The 20,149-nt window shown below is 65.1% G+C and carries 17 protein-coding genes; 5 read left to right on the top strand and 12 right to left on the bottom strand.

Annotated elements, in window-relative coordinates; genetic code table 11:
* Positions 1-55: 55 nt before the first annotated feature.
* A complete protein-coding gene (locus tag DTW89_RS00160) occupies positions 56-1,276 on the bottom strand; it encodes an MFS transporter (protein WP_114654459.1) in 1,221 nt (406 codons plus the stop codon).
* Positions 1,277-1,568: 292 nt separating this feature from the next.
* Between DTW89_RS00160 and DTW89_RS00155 the strand changes: the two genes are divergently transcribed.
* Together DTW89_RS00155 and DTW89_RS00150 are read left to right on the top strand one after the other, a co-directional pair.
* A complete protein-coding gene (locus DTW89_RS00155) occupies positions 1,569-2,195 on the top strand; it encodes a class I SAM-dependent methyltransferase (RefSeq protein ID WP_114654479.1) in 627 nt (208 codons plus the stop codon).
* Positions 2,196-2,220: 25 nt separating this feature from the next.
* A complete protein-coding gene (locus DTW89_RS00150) occupies positions 2,221-5,079 on the top strand; it encodes a cation-translocating P-type ATPase (RefSeq protein ID WP_114654458.1) in 2,859 nt (952 codons plus the stop codon).
* Positions 5,080-5,107: 28 nt separating this feature from the next.
* Here DTW89_RS00150 and DTW89_RS00145 read toward each other — a convergent pair whose 3' ends face one another.
* The 10 genes from DTW89_RS00145 to DTW89_RS00100 all read right to left on the bottom strand — a co-directional run bounded on the left by DTW89_RS00145 (position 5,108) and on the right by DTW89_RS00100 (position 15,149).
* On the bottom strand, positions 5,108-6,082 hold the full coding sequence (locus DTW89_RS00145; protein WP_114654478.1) for a cation diffusion facilitator family transporter: 975 nt from the start codon (positions 6,080-6,082) through the stop codon (positions 5,108-5,110).
* Positions 6,083-6,305: 223 nt separating this feature from the next.
* Positions 6,306-7,361 carry an EamA family transporter gene (locus DTW89_RS00140; RefSeq protein WP_442858078.1) on the bottom strand — a complete coding sequence of 352 codons (1,056 nt, stop codon included), beginning with the start codon at positions 7,359-7,361 and terminating at the stop codon, positions 6,306-6,308.
* A gap of 200 nt (positions 7,362-7,561) precedes the next feature.
* Positions 7,562-9,184 (bottom strand): ABC transporter ATP-binding protein, encoded by a 1,623-nt coding sequence (locus tag DTW89_RS00135; protein ID WP_114654456.1) that lies wholly within the window; start codon positions 9,182-9,184, stop codon positions 7,562-7,564.
* A 95-nt stretch (positions 9,185-9,279) separates the two neighbouring features.
* On the bottom strand, positions 9,280-10,347 hold the full coding sequence (locus tag DTW89_RS00130) for an ABC transporter permease (protein ID WP_114654455.1): 1,068 nt from the start codon (positions 10,345-10,347) through the stop codon (positions 9,280-9,282).
* 10 nt (positions 10,348-10,357) lie between these two features.
* Positions 10,358-10,774 carry a type VII toxin-antitoxin system HepT family RNase toxin gene (hepT, locus tag DTW89_RS00125; protein WP_111864294.1) on the bottom strand — a complete coding sequence of 139 codons (417 nt, stop codon included), beginning with the start codon at positions 10,772-10,774 and terminating at the stop codon, positions 10,358-10,360.
* On the bottom strand, positions 10,764-11,174 hold the full coding sequence (gene mntA / locus DTW89_RS00120) for a type VII toxin-antitoxin system MntA family adenylyltransferase antitoxin (protein WP_114654454.1): 411 nt from the start codon (positions 11,172-11,174) through the stop codon (positions 10,764-10,766). The genes hepT and mntA overlap by 11 nt, the downstream gene beginning before the upstream one ends.
* 234 nt (positions 11,175-11,408) lie before the next feature.
* The gene (locus tag DTW89_RS00115; protein WP_201740905.1) at positions 11,409-11,810 is read right to left on the bottom strand and encodes a type II toxin-antitoxin system VapC family toxin; all 402 of its coding nucleotides are present in this window, start codon (positions 11,808-11,810) and stop codon (positions 11,409-11,411) included.
* Between the two features lie 3 nt (positions 11,811-11,813).
* On the bottom strand, positions 11,814-12,131 hold the full coding sequence (locus tag DTW89_RS00110; protein WP_024814812.1) for a type II toxin-antitoxin system Phd/YefM family antitoxin: 318 nt from the start codon (positions 12,129-12,131) through the stop codon (positions 11,814-11,816).
* 58 nt (positions 12,132-12,189) lie between these two features.
* The gene (locus tag DTW89_RS00105) at positions 12,190-13,224 is read right to left on the bottom strand and encodes a microcin C ABC transporter permease YejB (protein ID WP_114654453.1); all 1,035 of its coding nucleotides are present in this window, start codon (positions 13,222-13,224) and stop codon (positions 12,190-12,192) included.
* A gap of 116 nt (positions 13,225-13,340) precedes the next feature.
* Positions 13,341-15,149, bottom strand: coding sequence for an extracellular solute-binding protein (locus tag DTW89_RS00100; RefSeq protein WP_114654452.1), 1,809 nt, complete (start codon positions 15,147-15,149; stop codon positions 13,341-13,343).
* Positions 15,150-15,263: 114 nt separating this feature from the next.
* Between DTW89_RS00100 and fabI the strand changes: the two genes are divergently transcribed.
* Together fabI and DTW89_RS00090 are read left to right on the top strand one after the other, a co-directional pair.
* Complete coding sequence (gene fabI, locus DTW89_RS00095; RefSeq protein WP_111864304.1) at positions 15,264-16,064, top strand: enoyl-ACP reductase FabI; 801 nt, start codon at positions 15,264-15,266, stop codon at positions 16,062-16,064.
* Between the two features lie 83 nt (positions 16,065-16,147).
* Entirely contained in the window at positions 16,148-16,999 is an 852-nt protein-coding gene (locus DTW89_RS00090; RefSeq protein WP_114654451.1) for a DNA ligase, read from the top strand.
* A gap of 210 nt (positions 17,000-17,209) precedes the next feature.
* Here the strand turns inward: DTW89_RS00090 and DTW89_RS00085 are convergent, their stop codons facing one another.
* Positions 17,210-19,573, bottom strand: a complete 2,364-nt coding sequence (locus DTW89_RS00085) for an arginine/lysine/ornithine decarboxylase (RefSeq protein ID WP_114654450.1) — start codon at positions 19,571-19,573, stop codon at positions 17,210-17,212.
* 145 nt (positions 19,574-19,718) lie between these two features.
* Here DTW89_RS00085 and DTW89_RS00080 point away from each other — a divergent pair, with 145 nt between their 5' ends.
* Complete coding sequence (locus DTW89_RS00080; RefSeq protein WP_024814806.1) at positions 19,719-20,144, top strand: NfeD family protein; 426 nt, start codon at positions 19,719-19,721, stop codon at positions 20,142-20,144.
* Positions 20,145-20,149 lie beyond the last annotated feature (5 nt).

Raw genomic sequence — 20,149 nt, 5'->3', positions numbered from 1 at the left:
GCTCCAATGTAAGTTGTTGCCGCAGACCTGTTACCAAAAAACCGCAAACGGGCTGTCAGCGTGACAGCACGGCGGCAGGCTTCACCGCCATGAACACCACCATGGCCACCACCGACAACGCGGCACCCAGCCCAAAAGCCAGGCCCGGCGCCACCGCCCACAGCGCGCCGGCCATCAGCGATGCGGGCAGATACAAGCTGCCCGTGACAAAGTTATAAACGCCCACGGCCGTGGCCCGGCGCTCGGGCTCCAGGTCGGCGATGAAGGCCTTGCTTTGCGACTCTTCGATGGCATAGAACACGCCATACAGGCAAAAGATGCCCACCATTTCCCAGCGGCTGTCGGCTACCACCAGCCACAGGTTCAGGGCCGCATACAGCGCATAGCCCAGCACCACGATGCGGCTGCGCCCTACCCTGTCGCCCAGCCGTCCCACCAGCGGTGCGGCCACCACGCAAACCACGTTGAACAGTGCATACAGCAGCACGATGTCGGTCATGCCAAAGCCCACGTCGTGGGCCTTGAGCAAAACAAAACCGAGGCTGAAATACGCCAATGCAAACACCCCCGCCGGCAGCAAAAACCGCTTGAACGGCGTGCTGAGCTGCTGCCAATTCTGGCGCACGCTCTCGCGCGCATGGGGCTGACCGCGCTGGTCGGGGATGCGCGTGAGCACCACCACGGCCACCACTGCCGGCACAAAGGCCACCAGAAACAGCAGGCTGTAAGTGCTGGCCGATTCACCCAGCGATTTGAGCAGCGCATAAGCCACCAGCGGGCCCAGCACGGCGCCCGATTTGTCCAGCGCCTTGTGCACCCCAAAGGCGTAGCCCCGCGATTCTTTGGCGGCAATCGACGATAGCCAGGCATCGCGCGGCGGGCCGCGAAAGCCCTTGCCCAGCCGCTCGACAACGCGAAAGATCGACAACCCCACGATGGACGACGACACCAGCAAGATCAGCTTGGCCAATGTCGAAAATGCATAGCCCGCCGTGGCAAACCACTTGCGCCGGCCGCTGCGGTCCGACAGCCAGCCCGCCAGGTAATTGAGCGACGAGGCCGAAAAATCCGCCAGCCCCTCGATCAGCCCCAGCAGCGCGGTGGATGCTCCCGCCACCGTGGTGAAGAAGACGGCAAACACCGAGAAGATCATCTCGGAGCTCAGGTCGGTGAGAAAACTCACCAGGCCGAGCTTGAGCACATCCGGGTGCAGCTTGGCGCGGCGGGTTCGGGCGTTGGCCTCTGTGGCGGGTGATTCTGCCGGGCGCAGGCTCATGGATTTCTTCCAGGGTCGTCAACACCGCCATTGTGATGCGCACCACGGGCCGCTCCCACCACGCACGGGAACGGCGGATTCATCATCAGCAGCGCAGAATATTGCTATTATTTTAATAGCTTATAGCGCTTTATTCGTAAGGGCTGAAGGCCATTTTTATCATTATTTTTACCAACCAACCAGATAAAAGCCTGTGGCACCATTGCCCCATCACCCCCGGCAACGCCAACGGCAGGCGCCCGACTTGTCCGTTCAATGCCCACAGCACCCGCTATTGCACAAGGCACCCACCATGACCGCAACGCCCTTCACCAACCCCACAGCCACCTGGAACCAGCGCTACGCCGCCGAGAACCATCTTTTTGGCCAGGAACCCAACGACTACCTGCGCGCGCAGGCCCACCACCTCGCCCCCGGTGGCCGCGTGCTGTGCGTGGCCGATGGTGACGGGCGCAACAGCGTCTGGCTGGCACGCCAGGGCCTGCAGGTGGATGCCTTTGACATCTCGGACGTGGGCGTAGCCAAGGCCAGGCAACTGGCGGCAAATGCCCAGGTTGCGGTGAACTACAGCGTGGCCGATTGCGACCAGTGGCCCTGGCCCACTGCCACTTATGACGCCGTGGCGGCCATCTTTGTGCAGTTTGCCGACCCCGCCATGCGCGAACGCCTGTTCGCCAATATGGTGGCTGCACTCAAGCCCGGCGGCGTGCTGGTGTTGCAGGGCTACACCCCCAGGCAACTGGAATACAAGACCGGCGGGCCACCCATCCTGTCGCACCTTTACACGCCAGAGATGATCCGGTCCGCCTTCGCGGGCCTGCAGATCATCGAACTGCGCGACTATGAAGCGGTGCTGAACGAGGGAACCCAGCACTGTGGCCAGTCGGCATTGCTGGGGCTGGTGGCGCGCAAGCCATAAGGCACCGCCAAAAGACGCGACGGCCATGCCCACCCCCGAAAGCCAGGCGCCCCCTGCGATACCAGCGCGTCAAGGGCTGAGCGCTGCCGAGGCGGCCCGCCGCCTCGCCACCGAAGGCCCCAACCTGCTGCCGGGCAGCGCGCCCAAGTCCACGCTGGCCATCGTGCGGGACGTGGTTACCGAGCCCATGTTTCTCATGCTGCTGGCCGCTGGCAGCATCTACCTGGCGCTGGGCGACCGGGGCGAGGCGCTGTTTTTGCTGGGCTTTGTGTTTGTGGTCATCGGCATCACGCTGGCGCAAGAACGCAAGACCCAGCGCGCGCTCGAATCCCTGCGCGACCTGTCGGCCCCGCGCGCGCTGGTGATCCGCGACGGCCAGGAACAGCGCATTGCCGGGCGCGAGGTGGTGCGCGGCGATCTGCTCGTGCTGCACGAGGGCGACCGCATTGCCGCCGACGCGCTGCTGATCGACGGCCAGCTCGAAGTGGACGAATCCCTGCTCACCGGCGAAGCCGTGCCCGTGGCCAAACTGCCCTTGGCACAAGACAGCCAGAACGCGCAGGCATCTGCCAGCGCGGGGGCCCCGGCCGCCAACGCCGGGCCGCCCCAAGCCAGGCCAGCCCCCTCGGGGGGCAGCGCAGCACACGAAGTGGCAAGCGTGGGGGCCGTGGCCGCCAGCGCCGGGCCGCCCCAAGCCAGGCCAGCCCCCTCGGGGGGCAGCGCAGCACACGAAGTGGCAAGCGTGGGGGCCGTGGCCGCCAGCGCCGGGCCGCCCCAAGCCAGGCCAGCCCCCTCGGGGGACAGCGCAGCACACGAAGTGGCAAGCGTGGGGGCCATCTACGCCAGCACCGTGGTCACGCGCGGCGTGGCGGTGGCGCAGGTGTGCGCCACCGCCGCCCACACGGCCGTGGGGCGCATTGGCGCCGACCTTGCCGCCACGGTAGAGCCGCATTCTGCGCTGCAGCAGGGCTCGCGCCGACTGGTGCGCAACCTCGGAATTGGCGCGCTGGTGCTGGCCCTGGCCCAGGTACTGCTGGGCTGGTGGTGGAACGGCCGCCCGCTGCTCGAAAGCCTGTTGTCGGGCATTGCGCTGGCCATGGCCATCCTGCCCGAGGAGATTCCGGTCATTCTGACCGTGTTTCTGGCGCTGGGTGCGTGGCGCATTTCGCACCAGAAGGTGCTGACACGGCGCGTCACCGCCGTCGAGGCGCTGGGCGCCATCACGGTGCTGGCAGTGGACAAAACAGGCACGCTCACCATGAACCGCATGGCCGTGGCCGAGCTGACCAGCGGCGAGCAGCATTTCCGGCCCGAAAGCGCCAGTGAACTGCCCGAGCACTTTCACCTGCTGGCCGAATTTGCCATGCTGGCCACGCCCGCCGACCCGTTCGACCCGATGGAAAAGGCCATCCAGCATTTTGGCCACCAGTGGCTGCAGGGCACCGAGCATGTGCACGACGGGCGCGAGCCCGAGTTTGAATACGCCCTGTCGGGCGAGATTCTGGCCATGACGCGCGTGTTTGCCAGCGACGAGCCCAACGTGCACCTGCTGGCCACCAAGGGCGCACCCGAGGCCGTGGCCGACCTGTGCCACCTTGACGCCGCGCAGCAGGGCGCCATCCGCCGCCAGGTGGAGGCCATGGCCGAGCGCGGCCTGCGCGTGCTGGGCGTGGCGCGCGGCCGCTGGAAAGGCGCAGCCCCGGCACCCGGCCAGAGCCCGCCGTGGCCGCAAAGCCAGCACGATTTCGACTTTGATTTTCTCGGCCTGGTGGCCCTGGCCGACCCGCCGCGCACCGAGGTGCCCGCCGCACTGGCCGAGTGCCGACGTGCCGGTGTCCGCGTGATCATGATGACCGGCGACCACCCCGCCACGGCCCGCGCCATCGCCCAGCAGGTGGGCCTGTCCAACCGCCCCGACGTCATCACCGGCGCGCAGCTGGAGGCGCTGGACGATGCCGCCCTCAGCGAGCGGCTGCGCCATGTGGACCTGTGCGCGCGCCTCAAGCCCCAGCACAAGCTGCGCCTGGTGCAACTGCTGCGCGCCAGCGGGGAGGTGGTGGCCATGACCGGCGACGGCGTGAACGATGCGCCCGCCCTCAAGGCCGCCGACGTGGGCATTGCCATGGGCGAGCGCGGCACCGACGTGGCGCGCGAGGCCGCCGCGCTGGTGCTGCTGGACGACAGCTTTGCCCGCATCGTGGCTGCCATCCGCCAGGGGCGGCGCATCGACAGCAACATCCGCAAGGCCGTGCGCTTTGTGTTTGCCGTGCATGTGCCCATCATCGGGCTGGCGCTGGTGCCCACGCTGCTTCACTGGCCGGTGCTGCTGCTTCCGGTGCACATCGTGCTGCTGGAGTTGCTGATCGACCCGGCCTGCTCCATCGTCTTCGAAGCCGAGGCCGAAGACAGCGACACCATGGCACGCGCACCGCGCCCGGTCTCCGACTCGCCCTTTGCGGCCGCACCGTTGCTGTGGTCGGTGCTGCAAGGCCTGGGCCTGGCGGCAGTGCTGCTGGGCGGCCAGGCCTGGCTGGTGCACCAGGGCTGGCACCCCGACCAGGGGCGCACCGTGGTGTTTGGCACGCTGGTGCTGTGCGTGCTGCTGCTGATTTTGGCGAACCGGGATCTGTCGCGCCCCGCGCTGCTGGGCGTGACCGACCCGAACCCCTGGCTTTGGCGCATTGCCGCCGCGATGGTGGTGCTGCTGGCTGCGGTGATGGGCATTGCCTGGCTGCGCAATCTGATGGGGCTGGCCTTGCCCGGCGCCCAGGGTGCCGTGGTGGCCGGTTGCCTGCTGGCGCTGTGCCTGGTGTGGCTGGAGCTGGTGCGGCTGGCGGGCCGACACCAGCGCCACACCGCCTCCGGCGCGCGTGGCGCGGCCTGATTCGACGCTTCGCTGATTCGCTGATTCGCTACCGCGTTGGCGCGCCATGCGCGCTGCGCACGGGCGGCGCAGGATGGTCCAGGTCGGGCTTGCGCCAAGGGTCCACATGGGTCATGAGGTTGAGCACCCGGTGGCGCTGCAGCACGCGCTGGCGCGCCAGCACCGCAATGTCATGGCCCGCCTCGACGGTGAGAGCTGCATCCACCTCCAGATGGGCGTCCACCACAATCATGTCGCCCATCTTGCGCGTGCGCACATCGTGCACGCCGCTCACGCCAGGTGTCTCCAGCAGCGTCTGGCGAATGGCCTGCACTTCCTGTTCGTCCACCGATCGGTCCATCAGGTCGTGCAGCGCATCCCAGCCAAACTGCCAGCCCATCTTGGCCACCATGAAGCCCACGATGAGCGCGGCAATGGGGTCCAGGATGGGATAACCCGCCAGGTTGCCCGCAATGCCGATGCCCACCACCAGCGACGAAGCCGCATCCGAGCGCGCGTGCCAGGCATTGGCCACCAGCATGCTCGACTTGACGCGCTTGGCCACGGCCAGCATGTAGCGAAACAGCAGTTCTTTGCCCACCAGCGCGGCACCCGCCACCCACAGGGCGATCACATGCACTTGCGCAATGGCCTCGGGGTTCTCCAGCTTGACCACCGCCGACCACACCATGCCCACGCCCACACCCAGCAGCAGCAGGCCCAGCACCAGCGAGGCCGCCGTCTCGAAGCGGTGGTGGCCGTAAGGGTGGCCCTCGTCCGCGTCTTTCTGGGAGTGGTGGTTGGCAAACAGCACCACGAAATCGGCCACCAGGTCGGACAGCGAGTGGATGCCGTCGGCTATCAGGCCCTGCGACTTGGCCAGCACCCCCACCACGATCTGGATGGTGGACAGCACCAGGTTGACGCCCACGCTGACCCAGGTGCTGCGCGATGCGGCGGCCGAGCGCTGCGCGGGGGTGTGCTCGGAGTCTTCGGAGTCGTCAGAAAAGTCGTTGAATTTCATGGTGCGGCGTGTGGGGTCGGCTGAGAGAGCAAGGAAAACCGCCTTGGTCATCGCCTGAATGGATGCGCGCGTGTGTGGCGCTGGCGCGTATTTTGCCCGGTGCCTGCTTCCGACTGTGCAAGGGTGCGCTCGTCCAGGCGTGTCTTTGATCCGATCACCCGCCGCAAAGCCGCAGCGCATCCAGGCGACCCCAGGGCGCAAGCCGCTTGAAGGCCCCTCCGTCTCAATGCCGGTGCGTGTGGTGGGCATCGGGCACATGGGCATGGGTGTGCGACTGGGCCCCATGCTGGTGCCAATGGCTGTGGCTGCCCTGAGGCATCGAGGAGTGGGCGTGGTTGTGGTGCCCGTCGTCGTGCCGGTGTGCGTGTTCGTGCTCGGTGGCCTCGTGGTCATGCGGGTGCTCGTGCGTTTCGGCCAGGTGCAACACCACCCCGGCCACCATCAGCAGGCCGCCCACCACCACCAGCCCACCGGCAGTGCGGTCGCCCATGGCAAACGCCAGCACCGCGCCGATGAACGGCGCAAACGCAAACACCGAACCCGTGCGCGCCGCGCCAAACGCGCGCTGCGCCAGCAGGTAACAACGCAGGCTGAGCCCATAGCCCGTGGCCCCCACAGCCACCATGCCCCAGGCCGCCGCCGCAGTGGGCATGGGCTCGCCCAGGCCCCAGGCCAGCACCGCCGTGGCGCTGGCGCCCAGCGCCGCCTTGACCAGCACCACCTGCGCCGGGTCACGCTCGGCCAGGGCGCGCGACAAGGTGTTGTCCGCCCCCCAGGCCATCGTGGCCAGCAAAACAGCCAGCAGACCGGCCAGCTCTACGCCCCCCAGGCGCCCCTGATCCACCACCAGCGCCACGCCCCCGGCCAGCAGCAACAGCATTGCCGCCCACACCCGCCGGTCCATGGTTTCGTGGTACAGCCGCCAGGCCAGCAGCGCGGTGAAAAGCGCCTCCAGCGTCAGCATCAACGATGCGCTGCTGCCACTGGTGCGCTGCAGCCCCCAGGCCAGCGCCACCGGCCCCACCACCGCTCCCAAACCCGCCATGGCCAGCAGGCGGGACGTGTCGGCCCGTCGCAAGCGTGCCTCTTGCTGCACCGGCTTGCGCAACACCGCCCCCATGCCGGCAGCACCGGCATACAGCAACGCCGCCGTGCTGAAAGCGCCCAGGCCAGCGCCCAGGTGCTGCACCAGCGGCGTGCTGACGCCAAACAGCACCGCCGCCAGCAGCGCCAGGGCGCCTCCGCGCAAGGCGGGTCCGTGGAGATGAAACACCAAAATACTCCTGTATTAATAGCTGATAGCGCTTACTGCATAAGCGCTGGAGCCGCTTTTTGCCTGATTAGCGACTTGTCTCGGATGTGTACCCGCATCCGTTCGGGCCAAGCCTGTCGAAGCCACGGCGCCCCTTGCAAACAGCCCTTCGACAAGCTCAGTGCGAACGGGGTCTGAGACAAGTCGCTGATACCAGGACCTTTTGTTCAAATTTTGGGGCCAGCGCCCGGCACCATGGCCGCCGCCACCAGCCGCTGCGTGTAGGGGTGCTGCGGCGCATCCAGCACCTGGCCGACGCTGCCGCTCTCCAGCACCTCGCCGTCCTTCATCACCAGCACCTCGTGCGCCATGGCGCGGATCACATCCACATCGTGGGTGATGAGCAGGTAGCTCAGGCCCTTTTCCTTTTGCAGACGCTGCAACAGCGACAGCACCTGCTGCTGGATGGTGACGTCCAAGGCGCTGGTGGGCTCGTCGAGCACCAGCACCTGCGGCTGCACGATGAGCGCGCGCGCAATGGCCAGGCGCTGGCGCTGGCCACCCGAAAATTCGTGCGGGTAGCGTGCCAGCAGGCCGGGGTACTGCGCTTCGGTCAAGCCCACCTCCAGGAGCGCCGCTTCCACCCGCGCACGCCGCTCGGTCACGCCGAGCGCGGACTCGTGCACCTTGAGGCCCTCGCCCACGATCTCTTCGACCGTGAGGCGCGGCGAGAGCGACGAGAACGGGTCCTGGAACACCACCTGCACGCGCCGGCGCAGCTGCTGGTTGGCGGGCGTGTTGCGGGTGGCGGGCTGCTGCCAGCCCTGCCCCGCCACGGCCAGTGCGCCCCCAAATGGCAGCAGGCCCAAAATGGCCTGCGCCAGTGTGGACTTGCCCGAGCCCGATTCGCCCACCACGCCCAGCGTGCGGCCCGGTAGCAATTGCAGCGTGGCCCCCTGCACTGCCACAAATTCGCCTTTTTTGAACCAGCCGCGCACACCGCGCAAGGGCGTGGGGTAGACCACGCGCACGCCCTGGGCCTGCACCACGGGCGCGGTGCCGACGGGCGGCGCGGCCTCGACCACATCGCGCCGGGGCTGGCTGGCAATCAGGCGGCGGGTGTAGTCGTGTTGTGGGGCGCCAAACACATCGGCCACACGGCCCTGCTCCACCAGCACACCCTGCTCCATCACGGCCACGCGGTCGGCAAAGCGGCGCACCAGGTTCAGGTCGTGCGTGATGAGCAGCACGGCCATGCCACTGGTGCGCTGCAGGTCCGCCAGCAGGTCGAGGATTTGGCCACGCAGCGTGACGTCGAGCGCCGTGGTGGGCTCGTCGGCCAGCAGCAGCGCGGGCTCGCTGGCCAGGGCCATGCCGATCATGGCGCGCTGGCGCTGGCCGCCGCTCAACTGGTGCGGAAAGCTGTTGGCGCGGCGCTCGGGCTCGGGAATGCCGGTTTTTGCTAGCAATTCGATAGCTGCTTGCGCTGACTGGACGGTCGTTAGAGCCCTTTTCAATTCCAAAACCTCGGCGATCTGCTGGCCGATGGTCATGAGCGGGTTCAGCGCCGTCATGGGCTCCTGGAACACCATGGCGATCTCGCCACCACGAATTCCGCGCATCTCGCGCTCTGATAAAGAGAGCAGATCACGCCCGCGCAGCATGGCCTGACCGCTGATTTTTGCATCACCCGCCAGGCGCAGCAGGCTCAAAGCGGTGATGGTCTTGCCCGAGCCGGATTCGCCCACCAGTGCGAGTTTTTCGCCCTGCGCAATGCTGAAGTTGACGCTGCGCACCACTTCTTTGGCACCAAAGCGCACGGTCAGGTCACGCACCTGCAGCAGAGGCATGCTGGCCGCCGAGCCGCCGCCGGGCGCGCTTCCGACGGCGGCGAGAGACCCCTCGGGGGGCAGCGAGGACACGCCAGTGCCGAGCGTGGGGGCCATCATCGGTCGGCCTTTCGGGGATCCAAGGCATCGCGCAGGGCATCGCCCATGAAGGTCAGCAGCAGCAGCGTGACCACCAGCACGCCAAAGGTGGACAGCGAAATCCACCAGGCGTCGATGCTGTTCTTGCCCTGCGATAACAGTTCGCCCAGGCTCGGCGTGCCCGGCGGCACGCCCAGGCCCAGGAAGTCGAGCGATGTCAACGCCAGAATGGCCGCGCTCATGCGGAACGGCAGGAAGGTGACCACTGGCGTCAGGCTGTTGGGCAGGATGTGGCGCCAGATGATCTGCGCATTGCCCACGCCTAAAGCGCGCGCGGCCTTCACGTAGTCGAGCTGGCGGTTGCGCAGGAATTCGGCGCGCACGTAGTCCGAGAGGCCCATCCAGCCGAACAGGCTCAGCAGAATCAGCAGCAGCGAAATGCTGGGCGCGAACACCGCGCTGAAGATGATGAGCAGGTACAGCTCGGGCATGGAGCCCCAGATTTCGATGAAGCGCTGAAAGGCCAGATCCGTCTTGCCGCCAAAAAAACCCTGGATGGCCCCCGTGAGCACGCCCAGCACCACGCCCGTCACCGTGAGCGCCAGCGCGAACAGCGCACTCACGCGAAAACCGTAGATGAGCTGCGCCAGCAGGTCGCGTCCCCGGTCGTCGGTGCCCAGCCAGTTGTCCCGCGTGGGCGCCGAGGGGTTGGGCGCCTTGGCGAAGTAGTTGAGCGTGTTCGGGCCGTAGGGGTTGAGGGTATAGAGCGCCCAGTTACCGCCCCCCGTGATGCGCTCGCGGATAAAGGGGTCGAGGTAGTCGGTCGGCGTCTCGAAGTCGCCGCCAAAGGTCTTCTCGGGGTAATCCTTGAGCATGGGAAAGTAGGTCTGACCCTCGTAGCGCACGATGAGCGGTCGGTCGTTGCTGACCAGCTCGGCGCACAGGCTGACCAGCACCAGCGCGCAGAAGACGAGCAGGCTCCAGTAGCCCAGGCGGTTGCGCTTGAAACGCAGCCAGGCGCGGCGGGAGGGGGAAAGCGATGCGGGCGCACCGCCCGCAGCAACCGGAGATGTGATGGAGCCCATGGCCTGCTGTCTACCCTGCATCGTGCTGCAATAGGGTCTTGCTGTACTGCAGAAACTCATCAAGGTGCTTTTCGATGATGGCGACGGTGATGGGAAGCTGCAGGCTCTGGTAGTCATGCACCGCGATGTTGCGGAACCCCACCATGCGCTGCAGGCCCTCGGCCAGGGCCGGCTCGATTCGACCGGCCCGTGCCAACAGCGCAAACACATCGCGCGCGCTTTGCGGCACCCCCAGCCGGTCACGTCGGATCAGGTGCTGGCCCATGTCCAGAGTGGCCTCGCAGGCGCGCTGGATGTTCAGGATGGCGGCATCCTGGCGGGTGAAGTTGGTGGCAAAAGTGGCCGGTTCGCTGAAATACTCTTCGCGCGCACGTTGCACGCAGCGCTCGATCGTGGCGGCCTTGTTGATCAGCACGTCATCCACCATAGACGGTTCCTCGCTCTCGGATATCGGCCAGCAAACCAGCGCGCGCCGTGTCCAGCGCGGTCTTTTCGCTCAGAATGGCGCTCTCGAACATCGCGGCCTGCGCATCCTGAGCCCACCACCGCTCGCCCTGGGTGACGACCTGGTATTGCATCACCGTGGACGCGGCACGCAAGTCCAGCAGATCCACAGCGCAACCCGCGATGTCGGCCAGTTCACCGGCAAGCTGCCACAGCAGCGTGACGTCGGCATAGCCAGCCACCAGCACAGCCATATCCAGGTCGCTGTCCGGCCCTTCCGTGCCTTGCACGCGGCTGCCAAAGCCATACACCGCCAGCAGGCCCGGCAGCCGGGCCTGCAGTGTGCGCACGGTGCGCTCGATCACATCAGGGTTGACAGACATACGTGTCCCTCCAACAAAGGCGGCAGCATTGGCACTCGCGGCTAGGAGCCTGTCGGACTTGGGGCGTCGAAAGCGAAAATTGGCCCCAGCGAGGACAGTTTTTGCCGAATTTGCGGCCCCATAGCGGGGCTATGGGGCAAAAAGACGGTGAAAAATGGACCGCTGGGGCCAATTTGCAGTCGACGATTCCCAAGTCCGACAGGCTCCTAGGGTTTGATATCAACGGGGACTGTGTCATGCCGAAAAAGGATTGAGCACTGCAATGCCACACCCATCAAAGTCGCACACATTGCGCGTGACCAGCGTGAGAGCGTGGACTTGGGCTGTGGCGGCGATGAACATGTCGGCCTGGCTGCGCACCTGACCGCGAGCTGCCAGCAGGCCGCGCATCTCGCCGGCGCGGCGCGCGACGGCCTCGGTCACATCGAGAACCGTGATGCGAGCGGCAAGCCCATTGAACAACTCCAGCGCACGCGGTCGAGGCTTGTGCGTCAGGCCGAACAGGATTTCGTCGACCGAAACGGCCGAAACCGCGAAACCTGCCGTTTGGTCCAGCGCTTCAACCCACCGCACCACGCCCGCGTGCGGCACAGGTCGCATCAGTTCGCTGATGATGTTGGTGTCTGCAAGATACACAGTTCAGCGCTCCGGCACAGAGTGCGCCTCGTCCCAGTAGTGCGGGTCGTCCACCATGGGGTTGTAGCGGTTGGAGCGCGGTGGAATTTCGATGCCGTCCTCTGCCCCCTCGGAGATTAACGTCGCACGGATGTCGGCAAACAATTCCGCCCACGTTGGCTTGGCGCGGCCCTCACGCCACTGCTTGAATTCCTCGAACTCCTCGGCGGAAATCAACACCGCCACGGGTTTGTCACGGTTGTAAATGGCTTGAGGCTCTTCGGCAGTCAGCCGCACCACTTCGGAGAACTGCTGTTTGGCGCTGGCAATGTTCCAGGTCATGATGGACCTCCAATATGGACATGATGCCCTTTGATTATGTCCATTTTCAGAAATTCCATCAATCAAACTTCACGCGCGGGTCCACCCACACGTAGCACAGATCGGAAATCAGCTTGGTCACCAGCCCGATCAGCGTGAACAGGTACAGCGTGCCCAGCACCACCGGGTAGTCGCGCCGGATCACGCTCTCGTAGCTCAGCAGGCCCAGGCCGTCGAGCGAGAACAGCGTCTCGATGAGCAGCGAGCCCGCGAAGAACGCGCCAATGAACGCCGCCGGAAAGCCGGTGATGATGGGAATGAGTGCATTGCGGAACACGTGCTTCCAGAGCACCTGGCGCTCAGACAGCCCCTTGGCGCGCGCCGTCAGCACGTACTGCTTGCGGATTTCTTCGAGAAAGGCATTCTTGGTCAGCATGGCCGTCACGGCGAAGCTACCCAGCACCATGGCGATGATGGGCAGTGTGATGTGCCACAGGTAGTCCACGATGCGCGCGCCCCAGCTCAACTCATCCCAGTTGGACGACGTCAGCCCGCGCAGCGGAAACCACTGCAGCTGCCCGCCAAAGACAACCAGCAGCGCCACACCCAGCACGAAGCCCGGAATGGCATAGCCCACCAGGATGAGCAGCGTGGTCACCAGATCGAAGCGCGAGCCCGCGCGCACCGCCTTGGCCACGCCCAGCGGCACGGCCACAAGGTAGCTGATGAAAAAGGTCCACAGCCCGAGGCTGATGGACACCGGCAGTTTCTCAACGACAAGCTGCCACACATCCTTGTTTTGAAAAAAGCTCTTGCCCAGGTCGAAGCGCGCGAACTGGCCCAGCATCTGCAAAAAACGCTCGTGCGCAGGCTTGTCGAAGCCGTAGAGCGCCTTGATCTGCTCCAGACGCTTGGGGTCCACGCCCTGCGCACCCCGGTAGCTCAGCCCCCCGCCCTCGGCGCCACCGCCCGCGCCCGCACCGGCCTTGGCCTCGGCCATGTACTGCTCGACCGGGCCGCCGGGCACGAACTGGATCACCACGAAAGTCAGCAGCAGCACGCCCAGCAGGGTGGGCAGCATGAGCAGGATGCGCTTGAGGATGTAGGCCAGCATCTATCAACCTCTATGTGTAGTCGCAGGGCGGGCGGGCGCCGCGCCGGGCCGCCCCAAGCAAGGCCGGCCCCCTTGATGGGCAGCGACCGGTGCAACGGTGGAGCTTGGGGGCCACTTCACTTAGCCCACCAGGTGTCGATGACCCAGCCTTCACCACTGGAATATGGAGGCACGGTGGCAGGCTTGGCCAGGCGCCAGGCGTTGTAGGCCATGCGGTGGGTGGCAGCCGCCCACTGGGGCACCAGGTAGTGGCTGTGCGCAATCACGCGCTCCAGCGCATGGCAGGCGGGCAGCAGTTGCGCCTCGGTCTTGGCCGAGGTCATGGCGGTGATGAGTGCATCGACGGCCGGGTTCTTCACACCGGCAAAATTTCCAGAATCCTCGGTGTCCGCGGCCTTGCTGCCGAACAGGTCGGCGAACTCCTGGCCCGGGTTGTGCGTTCCCTGGAAGGCCATGGAAGTGATATCAAAGTCAAACTTCTGCAGGCGCTGCTGGTACAGCGCGAAGTCCACCGAGCGAAAGCGCAGCGTGATGCCCAGCTTTTCGAGGCTGCGCATCCAGGGCGTGATGGTGCGCACGCCGCCCTCGTTGCTGTCCATGTATTCGAGCACCATGGCTTCGCCCTGGGCGTTGCGCAGGGCGCCATCGCGCACTTCCCAGCCTGCTTCTTTCAGCAGTTGCTGCGCGCGGCGCAGGTTGGCGCGCAAGGATGCGTCCCCATCGGTGCGCGGCGGCACGGTCATGGGGCCAAAGGCCGCAGCCGGAATGTCTTTGCGAAACGGCTCCATCAGCGCCAGTTCTTCGGGGGATGGCGTGCCGCGTGTCTCGCAGGCCGTGTTGCCAAACAGGCCGTTCACCCGCTGGTAGGCGCCATAAAACAGCTGCCGGTTCATCCACTCGTAGTCGATTGCCAGCCCCAGCGCTTCGCGCACGCGCACATCCTGCAGCAGGGGGCTGCGGGTGTTGAGCACATAGCTTTGAAATCCCGAAGGCAGCTTGTGCGCAAACTCTCCCTTGACCAGTTCGCCGGTGTTGAACTTCTTGCCATTCACCCGCCGCGCCCAGTCGCCCGCGCTGAAAAAACGCATCAGATCGAACTCACCCGCCTTGAGGGCTTCGAGCCGCGCGGTGGCGTCCTTGTAGATCTTGACGGTGATGCGCTCGAAGTTGGCCGTGCCCTTGCGCACGTTCAGGTCCCTGGCCCAGTAGTCCGGGTCGCGCACGTAGGTGATGTCCTTGCCAAAGCGCACCGGGCCAATTTTGTACGGCCCGCTGCCGATGGGGATATCCATCACCACCTGGTCGAAGGGCTTGGGCTGGCCGCCCTGCACTCCATCCTCCACACCCCAGTCGCGGCTGAACACCGGCAGGCCGCCCACAGTGAGCGGCAGCTCGCGGTTGGGCTTGTGAAAGCGGTAGCGCACGGTGCGCTCGTCCAGCACATCCACACCGGCCACATCGATCAGCGTGGTCTTATAGGCTGGCGATGTGAAAGGGCCCACCAGCGTGTCATAGCTGTGCTTCACGTCCTGCGCCAGCACCGGTTTGCCATGGTGAAAGCGCGCCTCGGGCCGCAGGCGGAAGGTGGCCGAAAGGCCATCAGGCGCCACCTGCACATCCTCGGCCAACAGGCCGTAGCCGGTGGCGGTTTCGTCCATCGAGCCCACCAGCAGCGAGTCGAACATCAACGCCGACAAATACGCTGGCGCACTGCCCTTGATGGTGAACGGGTTGTATTTGTCAAACGTGGACGTGCGCAGGTTGCTCACCAGCCGCAGCTCGCCACCCTTGGGGGCATCGGGGTTCACGTAGTTGAAATGCGCGAACCCGGCCGGGTAACGCGGCGCGCCCCACAGTGCATAAGCATGCGCGGCCCACGCGGGCAAAGCGCACATCCACAGCGAAAAAATCAGCCAAAACCGCATGCGACAATTCTGCACTACGTCGGCGGGGCCTTTGCGCTCACCGCGGGATATTCCCCGCAGCCGGGCTGCCCGCGCCGTTCCATCCCGCACATCACATTCCACAGGAGAACAACCATGGGTTTTCTGACCGGCAAAAAGCTGCTCATCACGGGCGTGCTGTCCAACCGCTCCATCGCCTACGGCATTGCCAGGGCCTGCCACGCACAGGGCGCCGAGCTGGCCTTCAGCTACGTGGGCGAGCGCTTCAAGGACCGCATCACCGACTTTGCCGCCGAGTTCGACTCCCAACTGATTTTTGATTGCGATGTGGGCAGCGACGAGCAGATCGAGCGCATGTTTGCCGACCTGGCCCAGGTGTGGCCCAAGTTTGACGGTTTTGTGCACAGCATCGGCTTCGCGCCGCGCGAGGCGATTGCCGGCAACTTTCTCGACGGCCTGTCGCGCGAGGGCTTCCGCATCGCGCACGACATCAGCGCCTACAGCTTCCCGGCCATGGCCAAGGCCGCCCTGCCCTACCTCAACGACAAGTCGTCGCTGCTGACGCTGTCGTACCTGGGCGCGCTGCGCAGCATTCCCAACTACAACACCATGGGCCTGGCCAAGGCCAGCCTGGAGGCCAGCGTGCGCTACCTGGCCGAGGCCGTGGGCCGCACCGAAGACGGCCGCAGCATCCGCGCCAACGGCATCAGCGCTGGCCCCATCAAGACGCTGGCGGCCAGCGGCATCAAGGACTTTGGCAAGCTGCTCTCGCGCGTGGCCGACGCCTCGCCCCTGCGCCGCAATGTGACCATTGAGGACGTGGGCAATGTGGCGGCCTTCCTGCTGTCCGACCTGGCCAGCGGCATGACGGCCGAGATCACTTACGTGGACGGCGGCTTCAGCCAGACGGCGGGCCTGTCGGCCGACCAGGTCTGAGCACCGCCGACACCGTTTTATTGATGAAAATTGCCGCTAGTGCTTACTGATAAAGCGCGAGCAGCTACATATTAAATAGCGCCATGCACCGCAGAAGCTGCCTCGCCCTGTTGGCAATTGCTGCATTTCCAGCACTGCCCGCGCTGGCTGCAGACGCCCCGGCACTTCTTCTGGCGCAGGTGTATCGCCCCGGTCTTCCGCTGCAAGATTACTGGGTGAGCGAAAAATACGACGGCGTGCGCGGCTTCTGGGATGGCCGCACACTGCGCACCCGCGGCGGCGAGACGGTGCAGGCCCCCGCCTGGTTTACCGCTGGCTGGCCCGAGGTGCCCATGGACGGAGAGCTGTGGGCCGGGCGCGGGCGCTTCAGCCACGCCCAGTCCACCACACGCCAACAGCAGCCGGGCGACGTGGCCTGGCGCCAGATACGCTTCATGGTGTTTGACCTGCCCGGCGACAAAGGCACGTTCGACCAACGCCTGCCCGCCCTGAACGCCCTCGTTGAAAGCCTGGGCCAGCCCTGGGTGCAGGCCGTGCCGCAACGGCGCGTGGCCAACGACGCGGCGCTCCAAGCGCTGCTGCACCGCACGGTGCGCGCCGGTGGCGAAGGGCTGATGCTGCACCGGGGCGCGTCGCTGTACCGCGCAGGCCGCAGCGACGATCTCATCAAGGTCAAGACGCACGAAGACACCGAGGCACGCGTGGTCGCCCACCTTCCCGGCAAGGGCCGCCATGCGGGACGCATGGGCGCGCTGCTGGTGGAAATGCCCTCAGGCCAGCGCTTTCGGTTGGGCGCAGGTTTCAGCGATGCCGACCGCGAAAGTCCGCCGCCCGTGGGCAGCTGGGTGACCTACCGCTTTCGCGGCACCCACGACGGTGGTTTGCCGCGCTTTGCCAGCTTTGTGCGGGAGCGCGAAGACATGCCGGCAAAGTGAGCGCCCGGCGTTCGGCTCGACCCGCCGAACCCTGAGCCACATGACCTACGGCGCAGCCTGAACCAGGCATCCCAGCGCTGACATCAGGCCTCGTCCAGGCGGGAAATATCCCTGTTCGCTATAAAATAATGAGCTGCTAGTGCTTATCCAATAAGCGCTAGCAGCCTATTTGACCACTATTGCGGCAACCATCAAGGGCTGCCGGAACCGTCAGACGTTGCGGCCGTAAGGGCCGTCGTCGCCCATCTGCACCATGTTCTCTGCAGTGGCGAGCGGCTTGGGCTGCTTTGCAAACTTGTCGGCCACGCAGTCGGCGTAGTAGCGCACTTGCCCGCTTTCGTCTTCCACCTCCACCAGGCCGTGGATATCGGTTTCAAAACCGGGGCACAGCTTGGCGAACTCGCGTGCGAACTTGAGGTAGTCCACGATCTTCTTGTTGAACACTTCGCCTGGAATCAGCAGCGGAATGCCCGGCGGATACGGCGTGACCAGGCCCACGGTGATGCGGCCTTCAAGGTGGTCGATCTCCACGCGCTCGGTGGTGCGGTGGGCGATGTGGGCAAACGCATCGCTGGGCTTCATGGCGGGCGTCAGATCCGAGAGGTACATCTCGGTCGTCAGGCGCGCGATGTCGTACTTGGCGTACATCTCGTGCACATGCTGGCACAGGTCTTTGAGGCCCATGCGCTCGTAGCGCTTGTGCTGCTGGCAGAACTCGGGAAGGATGCGCCACATGGGCTGGTTCTTCTCGTAGTCGTCCTTGAACTGTTGCAGCGCGGTCAGCAGCGTGTTCCAGCGGCCCTTGGTGATGCCGATGGTGAACATGATGAAGAAGCTGTACAGGCCCGTCTTTTCGACCACCACACCGTGCTCGGCAAGGTATTTGGTGACGATGGACGCCGGGATACCGGTCTTGTCGAACTTGCCGTCCAGGCTCAGGCCGGGCGTGACGATGGTGGACTTGATCGGGTCGAGCATGTTGAAGCCGTCAGCCAATTGGCCAAAACCGTGCCACTTGCTGCCGGCCTTCTTGCTCTTGCTGTCGCTGCGGATGATCCAATCTTCCGCGCGGCCAATGCCTTCGTCCACCAGCTTGTCCGGACCCCAGACCTTGAACCACCAGTCATTCTTGCCAAATTCGTGCTCGACCTGCCGCATGGCGCGGCGGAAGTCGAGGGCTTCGAGAATGCTCTCTTCCACCAGCGCGGTGCCGCCGGGCGGCTCCATCATGGCGGCCGCCACATCGCAGCTGGCGATGATGCTGTACTGAGGGCTGGTGCTGGTGTGCATCAGGTAGGCCTCGTTGAACAGGTGGCGATCGAGCTTGGTGGTCTGCGAGTCTTGCACCAGCACATGGCTGGCCTGGCTGATACCGGCCAGCAGCTTGTGGATGGACTGCGTGGCATAGGTCACCGAATGCTTGGGGCGCACGCGCTTCTTGCCCATGGCGTGGTAGCTGCCATAAAACGGGTGGAAGGCCGCGTGGGGCAACCAGGCTTCGTCAAAGTGCAGGTTGTCCACGTAGCCATCGAGCATGCTCTTGATGGTTTCGGTGTTGTAAAGCACGCCGTCGTAGGTGGACTGCGTGAGCGTGAGCACGCGCGGCTTGACCTTCTTGGCATCCACGCCCTTGAGCAGCGGGTTGGCCTTGATCTTGGCCTGGATGGCCGCAGGCTCGAACTCGCTTTGCGGGATCGGCCCGATGATGCCGAAGTGGTTGCGCGTGGGCTTCATGAACACAGGAATCGCCCCGGTCATGATGATGCTGTGCAGGATGGACTTGTGGCAGTTGCGGTCTACCACCACCACGTCGCCGGGTGCCACGGTGTGGTGCCACACCATCTTGTTCGATGTGGACGTGCCGTTGGTCACAAAGAAGCAGTGGTCGGCATTGAAGATGCGCGCGGCGTTGCGCTCGCTCTCGCCAATGGCGCCGTTGTGGTCGAGCAGCTGGCCCAGCTCTTCCACGGCATTGCACACGTCGGCGCGCAGCATGTTTTCGCCGTAGAACTGGTGGTACATCTGGCCCACCGGGCTTTTGAGGAACGCCACGCCGCCCGAGTGACCAGGGCAGTGCCAGCTGTAGGAGCCGTCTTCGGCGTAGTCGAGCAGCGCCTTGAAGAACGGGGGCTGCACGCTTTCAAGATAGCTCTTGGCCTCGCGGATGATGTGCTTGGCCACAAATTCGGGGGTGTCCTCGAACATGTGGATGAATCCATGCAGCTCGCGCAGGATGTCATTGGGCAGGTGGCGGCTGGTCTTGGTTTCGCCGTGCACATAAATCGGCACTTCGGTGTTCTTGCGCCGCACTTCACCAATGAAGCTGCGCAGGCTCAGAACGATGGGGTCGAGCCCCTCGTCCGCTGTAAATTCTTCGTCGTCAATCGACAAAATGAAAGCACTGGCGCGGCTTTGCTGCTGGGCAAACTGCGACAGGTCGCCATAGCTGGTAACCCCGACCACTTCGAAGCCCTCGGCCTCGATGGCCTGTGCCAAAGCGCGAATGCCAAGGCCCGAGGTGTTCTCGGAACGATAGTCCTCATCGATGATGATGATGGGAAAGCGAAACTTCATGTGCAGCCTCCGTGCAACCGTGCCATGCCCGGCCAAATAACGAAACAGGCGCGAAGTGTAAGGAATAACCGTGACCCGCCTTTGAAGTGCCATTCTTTTGACCCAGAATGTGGTGCACTAAAGACGAACAAAAAAAGGAGTCGGCATGGAGGAATCCACGATCTGGTGGTTGTTGGCAGGTGTGGCCGTAGTCACCGAGTTGCTGACGGGCACGTTCTACCTGCTGATGCTGGCGGTGGGGCTTGCGGCGGCAGCCTTGGCAGCGCATCTGGGACTGCCAATGACGGTGCAGATCGTTACCGCGGCCTTTGTGGGCGGCGGCGCGGTGGTGGCATGGCACCAGTTCAAAAAGAAGCGCCCTGGCGACCCCTCTGCCCGCGCTGATCGCAGCGTGAATCTGGATGTGGGCGAAACCGTCATGATCGACAGCTGGACCACCGACGGCACCGCCATCGTGAAATACCGCGGGGCCCAATGGACCGCCATTCATCGCCCGGGTGTCACGCCATCCACGGGCATGCACCGCGTGGCCGAACTGGTGGGCAGCCGCCTGCTGGTAGACCCGCTCTGAAACCA

This window comes from Acidovorax sp. BoFeN1 (assembly GCF_003345135.1).
Classification (GTDB): Bacteria; Pseudomonadota; Gammaproteobacteria; order Burkholderiales; family Burkholderiaceae_C; genus Acidovorax; species Acidovorax defluvii.
This window is presented reverse-complemented; position numbering and strand designations above follow the sequence as displayed.